The organism is Vibrio navarrensis, from assembly GCF_015767675.1.
GTDB lineage: Bacteria > Pseudomonadota > Gammaproteobacteria > Enterobacterales > Vibrionaceae > Vibrio.
Map to the genome: position 1 here is coordinate 3,074,781 of NZ_CP065217.1, position 19,840 is coordinate 3,094,620.

The window sequence follows — 19,840 nt, forward strand, 5'->3', positions numbered from 1 at the left end:
GGGTTATGAAATGACAATGCGTTTGACAACCAACACAGCACGACGAGCAGGCACTCAATCTCACCTGCATGGCGCTGTTTCTTCTGTCGTTGCATTGACTAATCCGATTGATTTTTAAAGCCTCCCGTAATGGGAGGCTTTTTTATTGCCTGAAACATTCAGATAGGGAAGACGACTATGACAAACTCGCTTTATAAAAAGCACATTATTTCCATTCCGGAGCTGAGCCGTGCTGAGCTGGAATTGATTGTCAAAACGGCTGGTCAACTCAAAGCAGAGCCAAATCCAGATCTGATCAAAAACAAAGTGGTGGCGAGCTGCTTCTTCGAGCCCTCGACCCGTACCCGCTTGTCGTTTGAAACGGCGATTCAGCGCATCGGCGGCGACGTGATTGGCTTTGACGATGGCGGTAACACCTCGCTGGCGAAAAAAGGCGAAACACTGGCCGATTCCGTGCAAGTGATCTCTAACTATGTGGATGCGTTTGTCATGCGCCACCCGCAAGAGGGCGCAGCGCGTTTGGCGTCGGAGTTCTCAAACGGCGTGCCCGTGATTAACGCGGGCGATGGTGCCAATCAGCATCCAACGCAAACCCTGCTCGATCTGTTCACCATTTCTGAAACCCAAGGCCGCTTGGACGAGCTCAACGTGGCGTTTGTCGGCGACCTCAAGTATGGCCGCACGGTCCACTCGCTCACTCAAGCACTGGCGAAATTTAACAACATCCGTTTCTTCTTTGTCGCGCCAGATGCGCTGGCGATGCCAGAGTACATTCTGGAAGAGTTGGATGAAGCAGGCATCGCCTACAGCGTGCACAACGACATGGACAGCGTGATCCCAGAGTTGGATATTCTCTACATGACCCGCGTGCAAAAAGAGCGTTTCGATGCCTCGGAATACGTGCACATCAAATCGGCTTACATCCTCACCGCCGCCATGCTGGAAAATGCCCGCGATAACTTGAAAGTGCTGCACCCGCTGCCACGCGTCGACGAGATCACCACCGATGTGGATAAAACGCCTTACGCCTACTACTTCCAACAAGCGGGCAACGGCGTGTACGCGCGTGAAGCCCTGTTAGCCCTAGTTTTGAATGAATCACTGTAATCGGAGAGAAATAGCATGGAAAAAGAGACAAAATTGCAGGTTGAAGCGATTAAAAACGGTACAGTGATTGACCACATTCCGGGACAAGTGGGCATTAAGGTGCTGAAACTGTTCGATATGCACAACTCTTCCCAGCGCGTCACCATCGGCCTCAATCTGCCCTCTTCCGCGCTTGGCAGTAAAGATCTGCTCAAAATTGAGAACGTCTTCATCAGTGAAGAACAAGCGCGCAAACTGGCGCTGTATGCCCCGCACGCGACCGTTAACCAAATCGAAAACTATCACGTGGTGAAGAAACTGGCATTAGAGTTGCCGGAGTTTGTCAGCGATGTGTTCGAGTGCCCGAACAGCAACTGCATTTCTCACAACGAGCCAGTAGCCAGTAGCTTTCGCGTGTTTGAAAAGAAAGGCGATGTGCGCTTGAAATGTAAGTACTGCGAGAAAGTATTTTCACGCGAAATCGTCACCGAGCGTTAATCATTACAAGCACTCCCCCAGCCTTCGCGGCTGGGGGATTTTCTCTTTACCAATCATCCCTTTCGCGGCACACTGAAGCCTCTTTTGTTTTCCCTTCAATCAAGATGGAACATAACAATGACTAAAGTACTTCACACTGATTCGGCGCCTGCGGCCATCGGCCCTTACATTCAAGGCGTTGACCTTGGCAACATGGTCCTAACTTCTGGCCAGATCCCCGTCAACCCTGCGACCGGCGAAATCCCAGCAGAGATCGCAGCGCAAGCACGTCAGTCTCTCGACAACGTCAAAGCCGTGGTCGAAGCCTCTGGCCTGAGCGTGGGCGACATCGTAAAAATGACGGTTTTCGTCAAAGATTTAAATGACTTCGGCACAGTGAATGACGTGTACGGCAAGTTTTTTGACGAGCACAACGTGGCGCACTACCCAGCCCGCTCTTGCGTAGAAGTGGCTCGCCTACCGAAAGATGTTGGCATCGAAATCGAAGCGATTGCGGTACGCAAATAATTGATTGAGTCGGCTCACCGAGAGCGGCAAAAAGTAAGGGTGACACGAGGTCACCCTTTTTTGTCTCTGCGCGAGGTCACACTACGCGATTTAACGCTTCACCGCGCCAAAATGCATTGATGTTTTCCATCAGGATCTCGACCAGTTTGCTGATCGCCGAATCACTGCCCCACGCCACATGCGGTGTGAGCAGCAAGTTCGGCAACGCCATGTTCGCCAACAGCGGATTGGTTTCATCCGCAGGCTCTTGGCTAAACACATCCACGCCAGCACCAGCAATTACACCATTTTTCAGCGCAGCGACCAACGCCTGCTCATCAACCAAACCACCTCGCCCAGCATTGAGTAAAATCGCCGATGGCTTCATTTGCGCCAGTTCCTCCGCGCCAATCAAATTGACCGTGTGCTCAGACAGCGGACAGTGCAAGCTTATGGCGTCACTGTTTTGCAGCACTGCGCTAAACGGCAGATACCCTTCACGACACTGCGTCGCCCCTTTGTGCTCAGCAAAAAGCACCTGCATACCCAAAGCTCGCGCCAGTTTGGCGGTGGCTTGGCCCAGTGCACCTGCGCCAATAATGCCTAAGGTTGTGCCAGCAATATCGCCAATCGGATGGGTAAAAAAGCAGAACTGCTTATCTTTTTGCCAGACGCCAGCGGCAATATCTTGATGATAAGCAAACAGATTACGTCTTAGGGCAAACAGCATCGCCATCACATGTTCCGGCACTGAGTTGCCCGCATAGCCTCGCACATTACTCACCGCAATCTGCTTGGCCGCGCAGTAGTCCACATCCACGTTATTAAACCCGGTGGCTGCCACCGCGATCAGACGCAGATTGGGCAGTTGACTTAACAGCGCTTGGTCTAACACCACCTTGTTGGTGATAACCATATCAGCCGCTTGCAGGCGGTCCACCACTTGCTCTGGCGAGGTGAGAGGGTACTCAATCCAGTGGTGAGCAAAATCGACTTGCGGCAGTGGAATGTGAGCGGGAATGGTGGCTCGGTCGAGAAAAACGATAGTGGGCAGTGACATAGCAACTCCTGTAATGCACTGCCCATCGCTCGTTGATTAAGGGTTGGACAGCGTTTTGTAATCCGGTAATTTACGCGCAGGATCGTAATAAGAAAAGATCATCTCTTGCGCCTCCGGATAAAAATCACACGGCACAAAGATGCTGCGCAGCCAACGATTCTTCGGATGATAAAAGCTCAGCTCGGCGGCATGCAACTCTAAACGTGCAGAAAAGGCGCGCGCTTCACCGCTAGCGTAAAACTCATCCCCGACAATCGGATGACCGATGGACTGCATATGTACACGCAGTTGGTGAGTACGGCCGGTGATCGGCAGCAGGCGCATGATGGTGGTCTGCTCACCATTGGGGTGCACTTCACGCTTGGCCACGTGGAACTTGGTCTGCGATGGCCTGCCCTCTTCATGACACACTTTCTGCAACGGACGATTTGGCCAGTCGACAATCAACGGCAGATCGATCATGCCTTCATCGGCTTCCACATGGCCCCAAACGCGAGCGTAGTAGATTTTGTGCGTTAAACGGTATTGAAACTGCTTCTTCAGTGCCGATTCTGCATGTTTGCCTTTGGCTAGTAGCATCAAGCCTGAGGTGGCGAGATCCAAACGGTGTACCACTTGAATATCTGGGTCTTGCTGTTTCAAACGACTCCAGACGCTGTCGTGGTATTGCGGCAAGCGCCCCGGCACCGACAGCAGGCCAGACGGCTTATTAACCACCAAGATATGCCCATCTTCATAGACAATGTCTATCCAAGGGTCGGTCGGCGGATGGTATTCAAACTCAGACATAAAAGTGTCTCATAACAAAATCAATCAAGGTCGCCCGTTGAGTGGCATATCACGACAACGGGCGACGCGAATTAGTTGTGGCTGACCACAATCAAACGCAGTGAATCAAGCTGGTACTGCGCTTTGCCAATGTAACCACTCAGCTCTTTGATTTGCGCGTCAATCGCTTCCAACTCTTCGTCACGAATATTCGGGTTGACCGCTTTCAGCGCTTGCAGACGTTCCAGCTCACCATTGAGGCTTTGCTGCATCTCTTGCTGTGCTTGCTGACGAATCGCTTCGACGCGCTCAACCACCAGCGTGTCGCCGGACTCAATCAAACGGTGAATATCTTGTTGCACCGATGAAACCAGTTTACTGGCCAGATGACGGTTAACTGGGCTGAGCTGGCGGTTAAAGCCTTCAAACTCAACTTGAGCCGACAAATCGTTGCCGCGCGCATCCATCATCAAACGGATGGGCGTGCGCGGTAGGAAGCGGCCGATACCGCTGCGTTTTGGCGCTTGAGCATCCACGGCGTAGATCTGCTCGAGCAAAATTGTGCCGACCGGCAACGCTTTGTTCTTCAGCAGCGACACCGCACAGGTACCGACGCCTTCGCTCATCAGCAGGTCGATACCGCCTTGAATCATCGGGTGTTCCCAACTGATAAAGTGCATGTCTTCACGCGACAGCGCCGTATCGCGATCAAACGTAATGGTCGCCCCTTCGTACGGCAAGCCCGGATAGCTTGGCACCATCATGTGCTCGGATGGCGTAACGACAATCGCGTTTTCGCCTTTATCGTCTTGGTTAAGGCCAATGGTATCAAACAGGCTCAGCGCAAAGCTCACCAAGTTGGTATCGCCATCTTTGCCCGCGATCTCTGCCACGATCTGCTGCGCTTTTTCGCCGCCGTTAGAGTGCATTTCCAACAGGCGATCGCGCCCTTGCTCCAACTGCGCTTTCAGCTCGAGGTTCATTTTGGCTGATTGGGCAATCACCTCTTCCAGCGGCGTATTGTCACCGGATGCGAGGATCGCAATCAGCGTGTCGGCGTATTGGTCATACACCGCGCGGCCCGTTGGACAGGTTTCAGCAAACGCGTTCAAGCCTTCATCGAACCAACGCGCGAGCACCTCTTGCGCGGTGCCTTGCAGGTAAGGGACATGAATGTCGATATCACGTTTTTGTCCGATGCGATCCAAACGACCAATCCGCTGCTCAAGCAGATCCGGGTTAAACGGCAAATCAAACATCACCAACTGGTTTGCGAACTGGAAGTTACGGCCTTCTGAGCCGATCTCACTACAAATCAGCACCTGGGCACCGCCCTCTTCTTGGGCAAAGTACGCGGCTGCTTTATCGCGTTCGAGAATCGACATGCCTTCGTGGAACACGGTTGCGCGAATGCCTTCACGCTCGCGCAGCGCTTGCTCTAGTTGCAGCGCGGTGCTGGAGCGTGATGCGATGACTAAAATCTTCTCGCTGCGTTTGGCGAGGATTTTTTCCAGCAGCCAGTTTACCCGCGAATCAAATTGCCACCAGCTTGAATCGTCCCCTTCAAACTCTTGAAAGATCTCTTCCGGATAAAGGTTTTTCATCGCACGCGCTTCCGGCGTCATTTTACCGCCGATCATGCCAGAGACACGCATTGAGGTAGTGTATTGCGATGGGATCGGCATCGGCAGCAGGTGTACGTTACGCACCGGGAAGCCTTTGATGGCAGCACGGGTGTTACGGAATAAAACACGCCCCGTACCGTGGCGATCCATCAGATTGTCAATCAGCTCTTGGCGCGCAGCGGCTTTGCTCTCTTCATCGGCGTTGCTTTCGATAATACGAAACAGCGGTTCAACGTCCTGCTCCGAAAGCAGCTCAGTGATCTGATTTTTTGCCTCATCAGGCAGCAACTTGCCCGAAAATAGGGCAGTGATCGCATCGGCAACTGGCGCGTATTGCGCTTCTTCTTCGACAAACACCTCGTAGTCGTAGAAACGGTCTGAATCAAGCAGGCGCAGGCGGGCAAAGTGGCTCTCGCGGCCAAGCTGCTCAGGCGTTGCTGTTAGCAGCAATACGCCCGGCGTGCGCTCAGCCAGCCCTTCAATCACTTGGTAGCCGCGGCTCGGTTTGTCTTGGCTCCATTCCAGATGGTGCGCTTCATCAACCACCAACAGATCCCAATCCGCTTCCAGCGCTTGCTCAAAACGCTTGCGACTTTTGCGTAAGAAATCCAGTGAGCAGAGCACGTACTGCTGGGTGTCAAACGGGTTGTCCGATTCGGCGAATGCTTCGATGCAGCGCTCTTCGTCAAAAATCGAGAAATGCAGGTTGAAACGACGCATCATTTCCACCAACCACTGGTGCTGCAAAGTTTCCGGCACCACAATCAAAATGCGCTCAGCACGGCCAAGCAGCACTTGTTGATGAATGATCATCCCCGCTTCGATGGTTTTACCTAGGCCAACTTCATCTGCCAGTAACACGCGCGGCGCATGACGACGACCCACTTCGTGGGCAATGTAAAGCTGGTGAGGAATAAGGCCAGCGCGCATGCCACAGAGGCCGCGCATTGGGCTGCGATGCTGCTCATACTGATTTTTCAATGCGCGGTAACGCAGCACAAAGTTGTCCATGCGGTCGATTTGACCGGCGTACATTTTGTCTTGCGGCTTGTTGAAACGAATTTGGTTGCTAAGGAAAATTTCACGCAGTGCCACGCCCGTTTCTTCGGTGTCTTCGCGCGTGCCGAGGTAAGTGTAAAGGCCTTTCTCTTCCACCACTTGTTCCACACGCAGTGACCAGCCTTCTTGACACTCCACGACATCACCGACGTTAAAAATCACTCGGGTTACTGGGGCATCGTTACTGGCATAAACACGGTTTTCCTCTGAAGCGGCGAACATTAATGTCACCGTTCGCGCATCTAATGCGACCACCGTACCTAAACCCAAATCACTTTCCGTATCGCTGATCCAGCGTTGCCCCAGAGCAAATGTCATGAATTGACTACCTCGTTTTGATTATGAATTCTAAAAGCTTAGTTCTGCTTACGCCCCTCGCCAACCGGGAAAAGGCGAATAATTCGCTGTAAAAATCGCCGCAGAAAAAGGCCGCTAATCTTACTTGATGCCGTGATGGAGGTCACGCCCAAACACTGGGATTCACCCTATTTTTTTTCGCCGAACGTGGATGAAATCAAAATGTAAAAAACTCATGGCATTTGTGGGATCGGGTGTGATCAAATTTGCGTATACTTAAACAGAACCTGTTCGCCCTGTCTCGTCAGAAAGCTGACAGCGGCACAGATAATGCAGGTTCTCGGTACACGTTTAGGATCAACACGGGTTTGCAGTAAGTCGTCTCGCTACTCGGTTGACATGCCATATGCGCCCCCAATGGTGCCTCTGTCGGTAATGGCCGGAAGTATTCGACCTCTGCTGCAAGCATACGGCCAAGCAGAAGACCTCTGTCTTCGCTTGGTACTGAGCAAGCAAAGCCGCGTTGCGGCAAGGAGACGCTATGGGCGATACCGACCGGAAACTGTTTGTACTTGATACCAACATACTGCTACACGAACCCTTCGCTATCTACTCGTTCAAAGAGCACGACGTGGTGATACCCATGACGGTGCTTGAAGAGCTGGACCGAATCAAAGACAGTAAACGAGATGTGGCACGCGATGCGCGCGTGGCAATTCGTGCACTGGAAGACCTCTTTCGCGATGCCACTCCGGATGAAATTTCAGAAGGCATTCCCGTCTCCGGGGAAGGCAACAATCGCGGTACCATTGCTATTTTGGCCGATTTCGAACTGCAAGAAACGGTCAAAGCCTTTGCCGATAAAGCGGGCGACAACCGCATTCTCAATGCCGTGCTCTATCTGCAAAACAAACGTGCGCCACGCGAAGTGGTGCTGGTTACCAAAGACATCAACATGCGTCTGCGCGCCAAAGGGGCCGGAGTACGCTTTGTTGAAGACTATCGCACCGACCAACTGATTGACGATATTCAATACCTGACCAAAGGCTTTCAACAGCGTGAAGGCGATTTTTGGCAAAACGTGGATCAGGTTGAAAGCCGCACGCTCGGCGGCCGGACCTATCACACCCTCGATAGAGCGCCGTTCGACCCGACCTTTATTAACCAATATGTGATTGATGAAGAGAGCGACTTCGCCGGCCGTGTGGCGGAGATTGACGGCGATAAACTGACGCTGCTCGACATCAGCCGCGAACGTATGATGCACCGCCGTGCTTGGGATATCTCACCGAAGAACATCTATCAGGCGATGGCGCTGGATGCGCTGCTGGATCCGACCATTGACCTTGTTATCCTCACTGGCGCGGCGGGCAGCGGTAAAACCTTGCTTGCCATGGCCGCCGCGCTAGAGCAAACCATAGAGAAGAAGATGTTCGATAAGATCATCGTGACGCGCAACACGCCAGACATCGGCGAGTCGATCGGCTTCTTGCCCGGCACAGAGGAGGAAAAAATGATGCCTTGGCTTGCGTCCGTGACCGATACGCTGGAAGCGCTGCACAAAAACGATCACTGCACCGAAGGCTCGCTCAAATACATCGTCGATAAAGCCAACATTCAGTTCAAATCGATCAACTTTATGCGCGGCCGTTCGATTCAAAATGCGTTTGTCTTGCTGGATGAGTGCCAAAACCTTACCGCATCGCAAATCAAAACCATCATCACCCGCTGTGGGGAAGGCACTAAGATCGTCTGTTCTGGTAACCTCGCGCAGATTGATTCCCACTATCTGACTCCAGTCACCTCGGGCCTGACCTACATGGTCGAGCGCTTTAAGAATTTCGAAGGCAGTGCCAACATCCACCTCAACGGTGTGGTGCGCAGTCGCTTGGCGGAATTTGCCGAGGAGAATTTGTAGTGGAGAAAGTGAGGAACTAGGAAACGAGGTTGCTGGGTTCTGGGTTCTGGGTTCTGGGTTCTGGGTTCTGGGTTCTAGGGGCTGGGGGCTAGGATCTAAGATCTAGGATCTAGGATCTAGGTTACTCATAAATGAGCAAACGAGACAATCGTGAGCTTAAAAAAGGGGGCGATCATTTCGCCCCCTTTCGTTTTTATTGTGTGGGATTATTCCGTGCCGCCTACCGTGATGGAGTCGAGTTTCAGGGTCGGTTGCCCAACACCAACCGGGATACTCTGCCCGGCTTTGCCACACACGCCGACACCGCGATCGATGCTGAGATCGTTACCGACCATCGACACTTGCTGCATGGCTTCAATCCCTGAACCAATCAAGGTCGCACCTTTGACCGGGCGAGTGATCTTGCCGTTTTCGATCAAATACGCTTCCGAGGTTGAGAAGACAAATTTACCGGAAGTGATGTCTACCTGACCGCCACCGAAGTTCGGCGCGTACAAGCCTTTTTTCACCGTGGCGATGATCTCTTCCGGCGTGTGCTGACCCGGCAGCATGTAAGTGTTGGTCATGCGCGGCATCGGCAGGTGAGCGTAAGATTCACGGCGACCGTTACCCGTTGGGTTCACGCCCATCAAACGCGCATTGAGTTTATCTTGCATGTAACCTTGCAAAACGCCGTTTTCAATCAGGGTGTTGTATTGACCATTTACCCCTTCGTCATCCACGTTCAAAGAACCACGCAGATCTTTGAGTGTGCCGTCATCGACAATAGTACACAGTGGCGAGGTCACTTGACTGCCGATTTTGCCGGAGAAGACGGAAGAGCCTTTGCGGTTGAAATCCCCTTCCAAACCATGGCCGACCGCTTCATGCAGCAGTACGCCCGGCCAGCCCGAACCGAGCACCACAGGCATGGTTCCCGCTGGCGCAGCGTCTGCTTCAAGGTTGACCAGCGCCATGCGAATCGCTTCATCAGCAAAGTGGAAAGCACGTTGCACGCCATCTTCTTCACCGATAAAGAAATCGTAGCCAAAACGGCCGCCGCCACCTGAGCTGCCACGCTCACGGCGATCGCCTTTTTCCGCCAGTACGCTAATGGACAATCTCACCAGCGGGCGCACATCGCCTGCGTAAGTGCCATCGGTTGCGGCAACCAGCATCTGTTCATGCACGCCGCTTAAGCTGATCGACACCTCTTTGACAAGCGGCTCTTTGGTGCGGATATAGGCATCGAGCGATTTAAGCAGTTCGGTTTTTTGCTGTTTTTCCCAGCATGCGAGTGGATTGAGCGCCGCATAATAGTGCTGATTGTCGCTACGGCGAAAGGCTTGCACTTGACCATTTTGCCCTTGCTGGGCAATACCGCGCGCGGCAAGAGCGCTTTGACGTAAGCCGTCCAACTGGATTTGGTCGGCATAGGCAAAACCGGTTTTTTCACCCGTCACAGCACGCACACCGACACCACAATCAATATTGAAAGAACCGTCTTTGATGATGCTGTCTTCCAGCACTAGAGATTCGTGCCAACTGGACTGAAAATAGATGTCGGCATAGTCAATTTGGCGCGTTGCAATGCTGCTTAACGTCTCCGCCACGTCCTGCGCTGTTAGACCTCCCGGTGCTAACAGTGCCTCTTCTACTTGATTAATACTCATAAGCTTGACTCTGCTTTTTTATTTAGTAAATGGGTAAAACGACCATGCTGAGCAACGGGCATGTTTTGTCGAATCTTCTCGCTATAGGCTAAATCAATCTCGGCAACAAGCAAGTCGCCCTGTTGTGAGAGTTGCGCCACCACACTTCCCCACGGGTCAATCACCATCGAATGGCCCCACGTTTCTCGCTTGGCGGTGTGCTGGCCACCTTGTCCCGCAGCAATCACCCACGTTTGTGTTTCGATTGCTCGGGCTCTGAGCAGCACTTCCCAGTGCGCTTCGCCAGTGACGGCGGTAAACGCCGCAGGCACCAACATTATTTGCGCACCTTGCTCGCGCAGCGCTTGGTAGAGCGCAGGGAAACGCAAGTCGTAACAGATACTCAGACCAAGTTTGCCAACCGGCGTCTCCACCACGCAAATTTCATTGCCGGGCTGAAAACTGTCGGACTCGCGATAGCTACCGTGGCCATCGGCCACATCGACATCAAACATGTGCAGTTTGCTGTAATGGCCTAAACGCTCACCATCAGGACCAAACACCAGACTGGTGGTGGTCACGCCAGTGGCGCTGCGAATCGGCATGCTGCCGACCACCAAGGTGATCTGCTGGCTTTTCGCCAACTGCGCCAAAGCGCGTTGCAGCGGCCCATCTCCCAGCACTTCCGCATGCTGGTGGTAGGCTTGTTTGTCGGCAAACAGCAGCGCATTTTCCGGTGTCACCACCAGTTTCGCCCCTTGTTTGGCAGCCTGCTCACAGCCGCGTTGAATCGCCGCCAGATTCGCTGCGGGTTCGGCGCTTGAGGTCATCTGAATAATGGCAATCCTTTCCATTGCACACTCCTATTGTTGCGCTTCGCTGCGCATTTTCTCTGGCAGGGTAAACTCACCGCGGCTACGCGAAATCTCTTTTACCGTCGGCGCTTCCAGCGGCCCTTTGACTTCGTAGTTGACCTGCGTAAACACCTCAACCACGGGCGAAATCACCGTCGAGATCGCCAGCACGTACAGTGCAGTTTGCGGCGCTACGGCAAACGCCGTCAGAATCGGAATACCCGAGGTGACATCGGGGATAAACTGCACTTCGGCATCGACCGTGCGCTGCCCCATGTCCGCCAAACCGCGAATACGCATTTCACCGGCCAGCGCATCCATAAAAATGTCGTTAGTGACAAACACACCATCTTGAATTTTGCCGGTGCCTTTGATCGAGTTAAACGCCATGCCCTGATCAAACACATCGGTAAAATCGAGCTGCATTTTACGGATGATCGAGTCTAGACTGAACAGCCCCAGCAGACGCGCCGCGCCGCTCACATCGGAGATCACCCCTTTGCCAAACTCGCTCTGTACTTCGCCATCTAAGGTGCTGACACGCATCGACCAAGGTGCGCCATCCCACCCCACTTGTGAGGTGATCTCAAACGGCGCCTTTTGGATCCCCGAGGTAATGCCAAAGCGCTCCATCAAGTCGCTGTTGTTTTCACCGCTCACTTTGAGGTTCATTTGAGAGTGACTGCGCTCGCCATCCAGCATCCAGCGCCCGCTCACGTCCACCTGACTATTGCCACTGGCGAGCTTGAGCTGTTTCCACTCCAGCGCGTTACCTTGACGCTGTAAATCGACGTTAACGGTACCGACTTTGTAGCCTTGTAACCAAAAATCATCAATATTGAGAGTCAGATTCGGCATCGCTTGGTGGAACTGACGGTCAAAATCGCTGATGAGCGGCGCATCTTCACTTTCTGCGGTCAACAGCGACTCTTGCTTGGCTTTTTTCTCATCCAACCCCGGGATATAAAGGTGCAGTTTCTCCAACGACACCGCTAAGTCATAAGGTTCAAGATAGTGCGCTTTGCCGTCGACTTCCTGACTTTTCACTTCCAGTTGCCAACTGAGGTTCTTCTTACGCGCAGAGAAATCCACATCGTGGAACTCGATCCCTGCAAGGCGCAATGTCGGCGTTTCCAGTTTGACTCGAGTGGGTAGCGGAATTTCTGGCGTTTGCATCCCGTCGAGCGCGGACTGGTTGCTCGCGGGCTTCGCCATCACCACATCCAGCCATTCATCAAAATCAACGTAGTCAGTGCGGATCAACGCATGATGCCCCACCACTGGGCTGATTTTGAACCCGCCATTGCCCAGTACCAGGTTGGTCGCGGTCAACTGCGGCACTTTACCGGTAATGTCGATTTCGGTTTGATATTTCGCATTGGGAAGTTGCAGACGCGCGGTGATCGACTCTTGATTACCAGAGGCTTGCAAGCGCGCATTCCAGCTTTCACCCACCGATTTATTGAGCGGATACGGGTAGCGACTGGCGACGCGATCCAACTTAGCGCTGAGATCTAACTGATAGGTGAAGCCGACATCATTGAGCTGCAAATCGATGTCCATCAACCAAGGCGCATGGCCGGAAAGTCGCCCTAGCCATTGCTCGCCGACATAAGGGACCAGCGGCTTCACATCCCAATCCGCCACGGTGTTGATCTTAACGCTGTAGCCGTAATCGGCGCTTTCACCGGCAAAATCGATGGCGATGTTCTGCTTGAGCAACTTGGCCGCCAAACCGGAGGCTTTCACCACATCGTTGTCGAACTCAATCCGTCCGGAGACTTTTTCCAAAGCCATCGGCGGCGCATCAATATCGACATGATTGCCTTTCAGATCGGCGTATCCCCACGCACGCGGCTCTTTGCTGCTCTCAAAGGGAATATTGAGTTGGAACTGCGATACCACCGGCCCTTTAACTTGCAAAGCCGTGAGCGCAGCGCCGACAGAGTCCACCAGCGGTGTCGCGGTCATGTAGTCACGCACCGCATTGCCTTCCGCCGTGGCGCTCGCCTCGATTTCAATATGGCCATCTTCGACCAGTTCCGGAATACGTCCGGTGATACGCGACGCTTGCACCTCTTTTAAGGTCGCCGATTTTGAATCAAGGTACATGGCATCGTTTTGGAACAATAGATCCATCTGCAAATCCGTGATCGGCGGCCACGCGGTATCAAAGCTGAATTTCCCCTCTTGCAAACCGACCCAAGCTTGGAACATGCCATCGTTGTCTCGGTAAGGGAACTGACCCAGTTCACCGTACCAAAGCAGCTTGGCGGTATTGACTTTACCACCTTGAATCGCGCTGGAGAGATAGTCGGTTAACTCGCGGCCAAGCGCCAACGTCGGCAAATAACGCCACGTTTCGCCGGCATTGTAAGCGTCGGCTTCGGCATAAAAAGAGAGAAACGGACTCTGGTTGTCTGGGAAGTCTAAACGAAACTCACCCAACACTTGCAAATCTGGCGTGGCGGCGGTCACCTTGTCGGCCCATAGTCGCCAGCCCCCAGCGTAGTTTTGCCACACAAGGTCGACTTGCCCTTGCTTGATATTGAGCGGCGCCTGAAAGACGTCTCCGTAGGGAAACACATCATCAATCACCGCCAAAGAGACTTTGGCTTGCGTCGGCGTGCCGAAGATTGATCCTGTCACATTGTGAAAACCCGGCAACAGATCCCACTGCTGCATGGCTAAGGAATCGACTTCTGCCGAGTAGCGCAGCGAGTCGAGCCCATCGGTCATTTTCAGGCGAATGTCTTCAATCAGCCCTTTTGGCTCCAGTTTGACCAACACATCGGTCACGTCGGTAGAGTCTGGCATCAGCTTAACCAGTGGCAGCAAGGCCTGAATGCTCAGTTGTGAGAGGTTCAGCGTCCAACCTTGTGGCTGCCAATCAAAGGCGACATCCAGCTCCGGCCAGTCGGTTTCGTCGGTGCGCAAACTCAGTGAGTGGCCATTCACTTTCCACCCCTCTTTATCGGGAAAAAGCTTGAACACGCCCGATTCGAGGATCAGCGCATGGCGACTTTTTTCACTCCAGATAAGCTCGGAAGGCAACAATTCCACATAGGCATAACGCGGCTTCGAGTGCTGTAAGGTCAGCCAAGACTTGAGGCTCACCTTGCCAGATTCAATCCCGCTCTCACTTTTCATATAGCGAGTCAGCCAAGGCGTCACGGAGATCTCCTCGGCATTAACGTAAAACTCACCACTAACATCCAAGAGCGAACCATGATCGACAAAGTTAGCGGTTACTAACAGCGCATTGAGATTGGTGCCAGCAATGCTGACCACCCCTTCCGCTAAGTGGTGCGCGCCTTGATTACGCCAACGCAGCTTCTCAATATCCAGTCGGCGATTTTCGCCCGACACCGAGCGATACCAGATTTTCGATTGAGTGAGCAACACCTCTTCAAGTTGCCTGAGCAACAAGGTATCGAGCCGTTCAATCAGTTGCGAAGTTTCACTGTCCACCACAGGTTGCGCAGAGGTTTGACTGCTCTCGGATGGCGGCGAAATAAGGTTCAGCGATCGCACATCCAAAGCCAGACCATTGAGATCGAGATTGGCGACGACTGGCTGTAAAGTCAGTAAAGATTGGAGTAAATCGAACTCGACGTGGATTTCATCCACCGACAAATTGATCTCTTGCTCACCGGGCAGTTGCGCCTGAAGCCCTTGCAACGCCACCGACGGATGGCTATTGCGCCAGGCGCCAGCCACACTGCGGATAGCCACATCAAGGCCCGTGCCCTGTTTCACCCAACTGGTGATTTCTTGCTGAAAATGGTTCATGCGCGGCAGGGCAATCCGCAGCGCAGTGACAGTGACAGCCAGCAGCAGCAGGGCTGACACGATCAGCCACAGCAGCGCTCGCCCAAGGCGGGTAACAACAGAGATCACAAATTTTCCATTACATCATCACGACATCAAACTGCTCTTGTATGTACAGAGGCTCCGCTTGAATACGTACTTGCTTACCAATAAAGACTTCCAACTCGGCCAAGGCATGCGACTCTTCACCGCGCAGCGCGTCGGCCACCGCTGGAGACGCATACACAACAAACTTGTCGGCGTCGTAGGCGCGGTTCACTCGCGTAATCTCTCGCAGAATTTCGTAGCAGACGGTTTCGACCGTTTTCACGCTACCGCGCCCTTCACAAGTTGGACAACTTGAGCAGAGAATATGTTCGATACTTTCTCGCGTACGTTTACGCGTCATCTCCACCAAACCAAGTTGAGTAAAGCCGTTGATGTTGGTTTTCACTCTGTCTTTGCTCAGTGCATTTCCCAGCGAGGTAAGTACCCGCTTACGGTGCTCTTCGGAAGTCATATCGATAAAGTCGATAATGATAATGCCGCCTAGGTTGCGCAAACGAAGTTGACGGGCAATCGCTTGGGTCGCTTCGATGTTGGTGTTAAAAATCGTCTCTTCGAGATTGCGGCGACCAACAAACGCCCCGGTATTGATATCCACCGTGGTCATCGCTTCAGTCTGGTCGATGATCAGATAACCGCCAGATTTAAGCTCAACTTTGCGTTCTAGAGAACGTTGCACTTCGTTCTCGGTGTCGTACATGTCGAAGATCGGTTTATCGCCTTCGTAGAGTTCAAGCTTATCGGTCAATTCCGGCACATACTCGGAAGTAAACTCTTTCAGGTTTTCAAACTCCTGACGGGAGTCGACCAGAATCTTATCCAGCTCGGTGCCCACAAAATCGCGCAAAATACGTTGTGCGAGGCCCAATTCTCCATACAAGGTAGAACGGGTTTTGTACTTCGCCCGGCGCTCCATCACCTTGTTCCACAAACGTTTGAGAAAGGCTGCATCTTGTGAGAGCTCTTTTTCATCCGCCCCTTCTGCGGCAGTGCGAATGATAAAGCCGCCGTGTTCATCGCAGTAGTGAGTAACAATGCGTTTGAGACGTTCGCGCTCCGATTCACTTTCAATACGTTGCGACACACCGACGTGGCTGGCCCCCGGCATAAAAACTAAATAACGCGACGGAAGAGTAATGTCGGTGGTTAGACGGGCACCTTTGGTACCGAGCGGATCTTTAACCACTTGCACGACGATGTCTTGCCCTTGGCGCACCAGCTCAGAAATGTCGCGCACCTGAAATTGCTGTTTTTCATTTTCCGCGACGCACTCGGTGTGCGGGACAATATCCGACGCGTGAAGAAAGGCGGCTTTATCCAAGCCAATGTCGACAAAGGCGGCCTGCATGCCCGGCAAAACCCGGCTGACCTTCCCTTTATAGATGTTACCGACGATGCCACGACGAGCTTCGCGTTCAATATGAACTTCTTGTAGTACTCCACCTTCAATCATGGCCACGCGAGTTTCACTCGGGGTCACGTTAAGCAGCAACTCTGCACTCATGTGCGCACCTCAGTTTAAAAATTATAAGAATTCGTGCAGCAGCTGGTCAGTCTCAAACAGAGGGAGTCCTACGACAGCGTGATAGCTGCCCTCAATACGGGTAACAAAACGTCCACCCAAACCTTGAATTCCATAACTGCCAGCTTTATCGCATGGTTCACCTGACTGCCAGTATTGTTCGATTTCTTCGTCTGTCAGGGCTTTAAACCACACCTCCGTCGTTACCACGACCGAGCGTTGTTTGGTGGATGTCACGACAGTCACCGCCGTCATCACCTGATGACGACGATTTGAAAGCTGTTTAAGCATGCGCTTCGCATCGTCGAGATGCTGCGGTTTCTCTAGCACTTGTTCATCACAGACCACCACAGTATCGGAGCCGATCACCACACTCTCGGTGCTGACCAAAGCAAGCCCTGCGAGCGCCTTTTCTTGCGATAGGCGCTGGACATACTCGACGGGCGACTCATGCTCAGCTTTGGCTTCTGCGATATTTGGCACGACCACGGCAAAATCATGGCCAAGTTGGGACAAAAGCTCTTTACGTCTTGGAGAGCCAGACGCAAGCACCAAACGGCTCATGCTTATTACCTTACATGCCAGTGGCGACGTATCCGCCGCATCAATAAAAACACCCATGGCCAAAGTATACAGTTAATTACTGCGGTCCATAGCGATAATGGATTGAATACCACGTCCTGGATCAAATATTCTCCACAGAATATCAGCACTTCCAGTGTGGCACTTAAGCCCGCCACCAGCAGGGCTTGTTGCCAGAGCGCCATATTTCGGATCAGCAAAAAGTTCAATGCAACCAAATAGATGACGATTGACATCATCATGCCGCGTATGCCTAAGGTCGAGCCGATCAGCAGATCCCACAACAGGCCAAGGATCAGCGCGCTGCCGACATTAACGCGGTGCGGCAATGCCAGCACCCAGTAGCAAGTCACCAACAGCAACCACGAGGGACGAAACAGATCCAAACTGCCCGGCCAAGGGATGGTTTGCAGAACCAGCGCGACAAAAAAGCTAAGGCCGATCACCATCCGACTGCGTAACACACTATTCGCCATCGCTTACCTCTTGCGTCACTTGATCACCGCTATTGGCATCCAATACTTTGTGTTGACGATCTTCATTTGGCCATACCAAAAGCAGATAGCGCAGGCGGTCAAATTCCACCACGGGTTTGGCTTTAATCGCCGCAAACTCACGTCGAGTATCATGCTCGACCGAAGTAACATGGGCTACAGGGTAGCCTTCCGGGTAAACCCCGCCAAGGCCCGAAGTCACCAGAAGATCATCCACCTGAATATCGGTACTGGTTGGAATGTATTCCAACTGGATCTCATCGATTTCACCGTTGCCCGAGGCAATCACACGAATATCATTGCGGATCACTTGCACTGGAATGGCGTTTTTCGCGTCAGTAAGCAGCAAAACGCGGCTGTTGTGCGCCGCAACAAAGGTCACTTGACCAACAATGCCTTTTTCGTTGATCACTGGCTGACCGACATACACACCGTCGATACGGCCTTTGTCAATCACCACTTGATGACGATACGGAGAAGTGTCCACCGCCATCACTTCCGTGACCATTTTCTTTTCATCACGCACAAAAGAGGATCCGAGCAGCTTACGTAAGCGCAGGTTTTCTTCTTTGTATTGATCGAGTAGCAGTAAGTCACTGCGCAGACGCAAGACTTCACGTCTTAAGTTCTGGTTGCCTTCCAACAGTGACTGTTGGGTATTAAAGCGCTCGTACACGCCATCAAACATAGTACGTGGCAAATCCGCCGTATACTGAATCGGTGCCACTAAGCTATTGAGAAAGTATCGAACACCCGAGAATGCGTCTAAACGGTTGTCTGCAAACATCAAACTGGCGGATGCGATCACCGCAAACAACAGACGCAACTGTAGAGAAGGGCCCCTACCAAAGATTGGCTTCATTGTGTTTTAGAACCTTAGGCTGGCAAGCTTGGGCAAGCCGCGCTTACCCAAGCGGTGACCATTATTCTTCTGAAAACAGATCGCCACCGTGCATGTCGATCATTTCAAGCGCCTTACCACCGCCACGCGCCACACAAGTCAGCGGATCGTCCGCAATCACTACAGGAATACCCGTTTCTTCGGTCAAGAGTCGGTCAAGATCTTTCAGCAGTGCGCCACCACCCGTCAAGACCATACCGTTTTCGGAAATGTCCGATGCCAATTCTGGCGGACATTGTTCCAGAGCCACCATCACCGCTGACACAATGCCAGACAGTGGCTCTTGCAGCGCTTCGAGAATTTCATTGGAGTTGAGGCTAAAGCTACGTGGCACACCTTCAGCTAAGTTACGGCCGCGCACTTCAATTTCACGCACTTCATCACCCGGGTAGGCAGAGCCGATTTCGTGCTTGATCTTTTCTGCCGTCGCTTCACCAATCAAGCTGCCGTAGTTACGACGCACGTAATTGATGATCGCTTCATCAAAGCGATCGCCGCCAATACGAACGGAAGAGGAGTACACCACACCGTTGAGCGAGATCACCGCCACTTCTGTGGTACCACCGCCAATATCGATCACCATAGAACCTGTGGGTTCAGAAACGCGCAAGCCCGCACCGATCGCCGCCGCCATTGGCTCGTCAATCAGGTAGACTTCACGTGCGCCCGCACCCAGCGCCGATTCACGGATCGCGCGGCGTTCAACTTGGGTGGAGCCACAAGGCACACACACCAAAACGCGCGGGCTTGGTTTTAGGATACTGTTGTCGTGCACTTGTTTAATAAAGTGCTGCAGCATTTTTTCAGTAACGTAGAAGTCCGCAATCACGCCATCTTTCATCGGGCGAATCGCAGAAATGTTGCCAGGAGTACGTCCCAACATTTGTTTGGCTGCATGGCCGACCGCAGCCACACTTTTCGCCGAACCAGCACGGTCCTGACGGATTGCAACTACAGACGGTTCGTCAAGAACGATGCCTTGTCCTTTTACGTAAATCAGAGTGTTGGCGGTACCTAAATCGATCGATAGGTCATTGGAAAACATGCCACGAAGTTTCTTAAACATACTCTTCGCTCATCCTGCAAGAAAAATAGAAGATAAAAATTGCCCTAAATGTACCAATGCCTTGCTATCACAGCAAGGCATTGATCCATAAACATGGACTAAAACACGCAATTTCTG

Annotated in this window: 15 protein-coding genes; 4 read left to right on the plus strand and 11 right to left on the minus strand. The window is 52.6% G+C overall.

The features are described from left to right. Window positions 1-177: 177 nt before the first annotated feature. From pyrB to I3X05_RS14515, 3 genes are all read left to right on the plus strand, one after another. A complete protein-coding gene (gene pyrB / locus I3X05_RS14505; RefSeq protein WP_039430559.1) occupies window positions 178-1,107 on the plus strand; it encodes an aspartate carbamoyltransferase in 930 nt (309 codons plus the stop codon). Window positions 1,108-1,122: 15 nt separating this feature from the next. Further along, window positions 1,123-1,584: an aspartate carbamoyltransferase regulatory subunit gene (gene pyrI / locus I3X05_RS14510; RefSeq protein WP_337970828.1), complete on the plus strand. Its 462-nt coding sequence runs from the start codon at window positions 1,123-1,125 to the stop codon at window positions 1,582-1,584. A 117-nt stretch (window positions 1,585-1,701) separates the two neighbouring features. Next, window positions 1,702-2,091 carry a RidA family protein gene (locus I3X05_RS14515; protein ID WP_045571669.1) on the plus strand — a complete coding sequence of 130 codons (390 nt, stop codon included), beginning with the start codon at window positions 1,702-1,704 and terminating at the stop codon, window positions 2,089-2,091. 76 nt (window positions 2,092-2,167) lie between these two features. Here the strand turns inward: I3X05_RS14515 and I3X05_RS14520 are convergent, their stop codons facing one another. The 3 genes from I3X05_RS14520 to rapA all read right to left on the minus strand — a co-directional run bounded on the left by I3X05_RS14520 (window position 2,168) and on the right by rapA (window position 6,900). Beyond that, window positions 2,168-3,130 carry a D-2-hydroxyacid dehydrogenase gene (locus I3X05_RS14520; RefSeq protein WP_045571670.1) on the minus strand — a complete coding sequence of 321 codons (963 nt, stop codon included), beginning with the start codon at window positions 3,128-3,130 and terminating at the stop codon, window positions 2,168-2,170. A gap of 36 nt (window positions 3,131-3,166) precedes the next feature. Then, window positions 3,167-3,919, minus strand: coding sequence for a pseudouridine synthase (locus I3X05_RS14525; protein ID WP_045571671.1), 753 nt, complete (start codon window positions 3,917-3,919; stop codon window positions 3,167-3,169). A gap of 71 nt (window positions 3,920-3,990) precedes the next feature. Then, window positions 3,991-6,900, minus strand: coding sequence for an RNA polymerase-associated protein RapA (gene rapA / locus I3X05_RS14530; RefSeq protein ID WP_045571672.1), 2,910 nt, complete (start codon window positions 6,898-6,900; stop codon window positions 3,991-3,993). Between the two features lie 520 nt (window positions 6,901-7,420). Here rapA and I3X05_RS14535 point away from each other — a divergent pair. Continuing rightward, window positions 7,421-8,797, plus strand: coding sequence for a PhoH family protein (locus tag I3X05_RS14535; protein ID WP_045571673.1), 1,377 nt, complete (start codon window positions 7,421-7,423; stop codon window positions 8,795-8,797). A 206-nt stretch (window positions 8,798-9,003) separates the two neighbouring features. Here the strand turns inward: I3X05_RS14535 and tldD are convergent, their stop codons facing one another. From tldD to I3X05_RS14575, 8 genes are all read right to left on the minus strand, one after another. Further along, window positions 9,004-10,449 carry a metalloprotease TldD gene (gene tldD, locus I3X05_RS14540; RefSeq protein WP_039430570.1) on the minus strand — a complete coding sequence of 482 codons (1,446 nt, stop codon included), beginning with the start codon at window positions 10,447-10,449 and terminating at the stop codon, window positions 9,004-9,006. Further along, window positions 10,446-11,282 carry a carbon-nitrogen hydrolase family protein gene (locus tag I3X05_RS14545; RefSeq protein WP_045571674.1) on the minus strand — a complete coding sequence of 279 codons (837 nt, stop codon included), beginning with the start codon at window positions 11,280-11,282 and terminating at the stop codon, window positions 10,446-10,448. Before I3X05_RS14545 ends, tldD begins: the two co-directional genes overlap by 4 nt. 9 nt (window positions 11,283-11,291) lie before the next feature. Next, window positions 11,292-15,182, minus strand: coding sequence for a YhdP family protein (locus I3X05_RS14550; protein ID WP_045571675.1), 3,891 nt, complete (start codon window positions 15,180-15,182; stop codon window positions 11,292-11,294). A gap of 10 nt (window positions 15,183-15,192) precedes the next feature. Further along, window positions 15,193-16,662 (minus strand): ribonuclease G, encoded by a 1,470-nt coding sequence (gene rng / locus I3X05_RS14555; RefSeq protein ID WP_045571676.1) that lies wholly within the window; start codon window positions 16,660-16,662, stop codon window positions 15,193-15,195. A 21-nt stretch (window positions 16,663-16,683) separates the two neighbouring features. After that, window positions 16,684-17,244, minus strand: a complete 561-nt coding sequence (locus tag I3X05_RS14560; protein WP_045571677.1) for a Maf family protein — start codon at window positions 17,242-17,244, stop codon at window positions 16,684-16,686. A 5-nt stretch (window positions 17,245-17,249) separates the two neighbouring features. Next, window positions 17,250-17,738 carry a rod shape-determining protein MreD gene (gene mreD / locus I3X05_RS14565; protein ID WP_045571678.1) on the minus strand — a complete coding sequence of 163 codons (489 nt, stop codon included), beginning with the start codon at window positions 17,736-17,738 and terminating at the stop codon, window positions 17,250-17,252. After that, window positions 17,728-18,618, minus strand: coding sequence for a rod shape-determining protein MreC (gene mreC / locus I3X05_RS14570; protein WP_045571679.1), 891 nt, complete (start codon window positions 18,616-18,618; stop codon window positions 17,728-17,730). Before mreC ends, mreD begins: the two co-directional genes overlap by 11 nt. Before the next feature lie 61 nt (window positions 18,619-18,679). After that, window positions 18,680-19,723 (minus strand): rod shape-determining protein, encoded by a 1,044-nt coding sequence (locus I3X05_RS14575; protein ID WP_045571680.1) that lies wholly within the window; start codon window positions 19,721-19,723, stop codon window positions 18,680-18,682. Window positions 19,724-19,840: the final 117 nt, after the last annotated feature.

Excerpts from the sequence above, each read along its gene's own strand:
- pyrB (WP_039430559.1), top strand. The coding sequence starts at position 178 with ATGACAAACTCGCTTTATAAAAAGCACATTATTTCCATTCCGGAGCTG.
- pyrI (WP_337970828.1), top strand. The coding sequence starts at position 1,123 with ATGGAAAAAGAGACAAAATTGCAGGTTGAAGCGATTAAAAACGGTACA.
- I3X05_RS14515 (WP_045571669.1), top strand. The coding sequence starts at position 1,702 with ATGACTAAAGTACTTCACACTGATTCGGCGCCTGCGGCCATCGGCCCT.
- I3X05_RS14520 (WP_045571670.1), bottom strand. The coding sequence starts at position 3,130 with ATGTCACTGCCCACTATCGTTTTTCTCGACCGAGCCACCATTCCCGCT.
- I3X05_RS14525 (WP_045571671.1), bottom strand. The coding sequence starts at position 3,919 with ATGTCTGAGTTTGAATACCATCCGCCGACCGACCCTTGGATAGACATT.
- rapA (WP_045571672.1), bottom strand. The coding sequence starts at position 6,900 with ATGACATTTGCTCTGGGGCAACGCTGGATCAGCGATACGGAAAGTGAT.
- I3X05_RS14535 (WP_045571673.1), top strand. The coding sequence starts at position 7,421 with ATGGGCGATACCGACCGGAAACTGTTTGTACTTGATACCAACATACTG.
- tldD (WP_039430570.1), bottom strand. The coding sequence starts at position 10,449 with ATGAGTATTAATCAAGTAGAAGAGGCACTGTTAGCACCGGGAGGTCTA.
- I3X05_RS14545 (WP_045571674.1), bottom strand. The coding sequence starts at position 11,282 with ATGGAAAGGATTGCCATTATTCAGATGACCTCAAGCGCCGAACCCGCA.
- rng (WP_045571676.1), bottom strand. The coding sequence starts at position 16,662 with ATGAGTGCAGAGTTGCTGCTTAACGTGACCCCGAGTGAAACTCGCGTG.
- I3X05_RS14560 (WP_045571677.1), bottom strand. The coding sequence starts at position 17,244 with ATGAGCCGTTTGGTGCTTGCGTCTGGCTCTCCAAGACGTAAAGAGCTT.
- mreD (WP_045571678.1), bottom strand. The coding sequence starts at position 17,738 with ATGGCGAATAGTGTGTTACGCAGTCGGATGGTGATCGGCCTTAGCTTT.
- mreC (WP_045571679.1), bottom strand. The coding sequence starts at position 18,618 with ATGAAGCCAATCTTTGGTAGGGGCCCTTCTCTACAGTTGCGTCTGTTG.
- I3X05_RS14575 (WP_045571680.1), bottom strand. The coding sequence starts at position 19,723 with ATGTTTAAGAAACTTCGTGGCATGTTTTCCAATGACCTATCGATCGAT.